This is a genomic window from Rhizobium sp. SEMIA 4085 (genome assembly GCF_013004495.1).
Lineage (GTDB): Bacteria > Pseudomonadota > Alphaproteobacteria > Rhizobiales > Rhizobiaceae > Rhizobium > Rhizobium gallicum.
The window spans coordinates 1-2,516 of sequence record NZ_JABEPH010000561.1 but is presented as its reverse complement, the minus strand read 5'-3'; the positions used below and the strand labels follow the sequence as shown (position 1 = coordinate 2,516).

Annotated in this window: 3 protein-coding genes; all 3 read left to right on the top strand. The window is 57.9% G+C overall.

Annotation, left to right across the window (positions count from 1 at the left end; translation table 11 throughout):
- Window positions 1-87: 87 nt before the first annotated feature.
- A complete protein-coding gene (locus C9413_RS30940; RefSeq protein ID WP_052451602.1) occupies window positions 88-477 on the top strand; it encodes a transposase in 390 nt (129 codons plus the stop codon).
- On the top strand, window positions 474-818 hold the full coding sequence (tnpB, locus tag C9413_RS30935; protein ID WP_039845936.1) for an IS66 family insertion sequence element accessory protein TnpB: 345 nt from the start codon (window positions 474-476) through the stop codon (window positions 816-818). The genes C9413_RS30940 and tnpB overlap by 4 nt, the downstream gene beginning before the upstream one ends.
- A 74-nt stretch (window positions 819-892) precedes the next feature.
- A complete protein-coding gene (locus tag C9413_RS30930) occupies window positions 893-2,491 on the top strand; it encodes an IS66 family transposase (RefSeq protein WP_039845935.1) in 1,599 nt (532 codons plus the stop codon).
- The last annotated feature ends 25 nt before the right edge of the window (window positions 2,492-2,516 follow it).

The following is a 2,516-nucleotide window of genomic DNA, read 5'->3' as shown; positions in this document are numbered from 1 at the left end:
GTAAGCGGTGAATCTATCCCATCTGGCGAAGGCACTTTGGTGGATTTATTGATACTGCTGAATGAATGAACTCGGGCGTGAACTTCTATGTCTGCTCCTATGTCTGAACATAGAACTTTCCATATGATTGAAGCTGTCGCCAGTCCTCTGGAAGGTGCGCCGAGGCAAGTCCGGCGGCAATGGTCGGACGAGTTTAAGGCGCAGGCGGTCGCTGAGACGATGCAGCCGGGCGCGAGCGTTTCGGCGATAGCCCGGCGCATCGGCGTTGATCCGTCACAATTATTTACATGGCGGCGCAATGCCCGGCTGCGAGCCGCGGCTTTGCCGGCGGATGAAACCGCCGGTCTCTTACCGACACCATCATCCAGCAATTATTCCGGGGTCGACATCATCATCGGTGATGCGGTAATCCGCACAGCTGCCGAGACCGATGAGGCTCATCTTGTTCGGGTGATCCGTGCGGTGCGCTCCGCATGATCCCGGCCGGTGCGAAGGTGTTTCTTGCAAGCCACCCGGTGGACTTCCGCAAAGGTCCCGATAGCCTTCTGTCGCTGGTGCGCGATGCTGGCAACGATCCATTCAGCGGAGCGCTCTATGTCTTTCGCGCCAAGAGAGCAGACAGAATTAAGATCGCTTGGTGGGATGGTTCCGGTGTGTGCCTCTATTCGAAGCGTCTGGAAAAAAATCGGTTCGTTTGGCCAAAGATCGGGCCTGCCCGTGTGCAGCTCAATCACGCGCAGCTCCTTGCCCTCGTTGACGGGATGGACTGGAAACGTGTCCGTACCGTTGCAGTGAAACGGCCGGAATTTGCTGGGTAAAAGCCCTGCGGCAGAGTGAATCAGGCTTCTGAAACTGCGGGAAATTGTCAGCAAAATATGCTCTATTCGCAGGCATGACGCCAGCTGATCTCGACCTTCCCGATGACGTTGATGCGCTGAAAGCCATGATCCTGGCGATCGCCGAAAAGGCTGCGCGCGCCGACGCTCTGGAGAGTGAAGTCGCTGATCTGAAAGCCCGCAATGCCGATGCTGACGAACAGATCGCCAAGCTGAAGCAGGTTCTCAAAGCCTTCGACCGTTACCGCTATGGAAGACGCTCGGAAAAGCAGAGCAAGAACATCGACGCGGATCTCGACGAGCAAGGTGCGTTTGTCTTCGAAGAGATCGAGACCGGCATTGCCGCCATCCAGGCGTTGGTCGAAAAAGGAAGAGGTCCAGGCGCTGCAAAACGTGCACCCCGTCCGCGCAAGGGCTTCCCACCGCATCTGGAACGTATCCATGTGGTGATCGAGCCGGACGAGCTTCCTGAGCATGCTGGCAAACAGAAGATCCTGATCGGTGAAGATACCTCCGAGCGGCTTGATGTCATTCCACCGAAGTTCCGGGTGATCGTCACGCACCGCCCGAAGTATGCCTTCAAGAACGAGGACGGTGTCATCCAGGCGTTGGCACCGGCGCATATCGTAGAAAGCGGCATTCCAACGGAAGCGTTGCTCGCCTATATCGCGGTCTCCAAATATGGTGATGGCTTGCCGCTTTATCGGCAGGAAGCGATCTTCCTGCGCGACCATGTCGACGTCGACCGCGGAATCATGGCGCGGTGGATGGGCAAGCTCGGGTTCGAACTTGAGATCCTTGCAGACTACACCTTCGGCCAGATTAAACGAGGCGAACGAATCTTTGCCGACGAGACGACATTGCCCACACTTGTTCCTGGATCGGGGTCGGCAAAGACAGCGTATCTATGGGCGTACGCACGGGACGACCGACCGTTCGGTGGCAGTGGACCGCCGATGGTTGCCTATCGCTTTGAAGACAGTCGATCCGGTGATTGTGTCGCGCGGCATCTCGACGGCTATCGCGGCATCCTGCAGATCGATGGCTACACTGCTTACAACCGCGTCGCCCGACCTGACCGGGGAAACGACGGCGCGCTATTGGCTGGGTGTTGGGCGCACAGTCGCCGCCGGTTTTACGAACTTCATGCGAGCGACAGTTCCAAGGTGGCAACGGCGACGATCGAAAAGATGGGCGCGCTGTGGGCCATCGAGGAAAAGGTGCGCGGACAAAGCCCCGATGTCCGCGTGGCCGCCCGCCAGGAGGCCTCCGCTGCAGTCGTTGCCGATCTCTACAAGCTTTGGCAGGACACGCTGCCCCGTATCTCTGGAAAGTCAAAGCTCGCCGAGGCCATTCGCTATTCCCTTCATCGACAGGAAGCCTTCGAGCAATTCCTTCACGACGGCCGGATCGAAATCGACTCCAATATCGTCGAGCGTGCAATCAGGCCCCAGGCAATCGTTCGCAAGAATAGTCTGTTCGCGGGTAATGCCGGCGGCGGCCGGACTTGGGCGACGATCTCAACTCTCATTCAAACGGCCAAAATGAACGGTGTTGATCCGCTCGCTTGGCTAACGCAGACCCTCGAACGCATCGCCGCGGGTTGGCCATCGAGCGAGATCGACGCCCTTATGCCTTGGAACTTCCAGAAGTAACGGTCTCAGTTCACCGCTTACGACG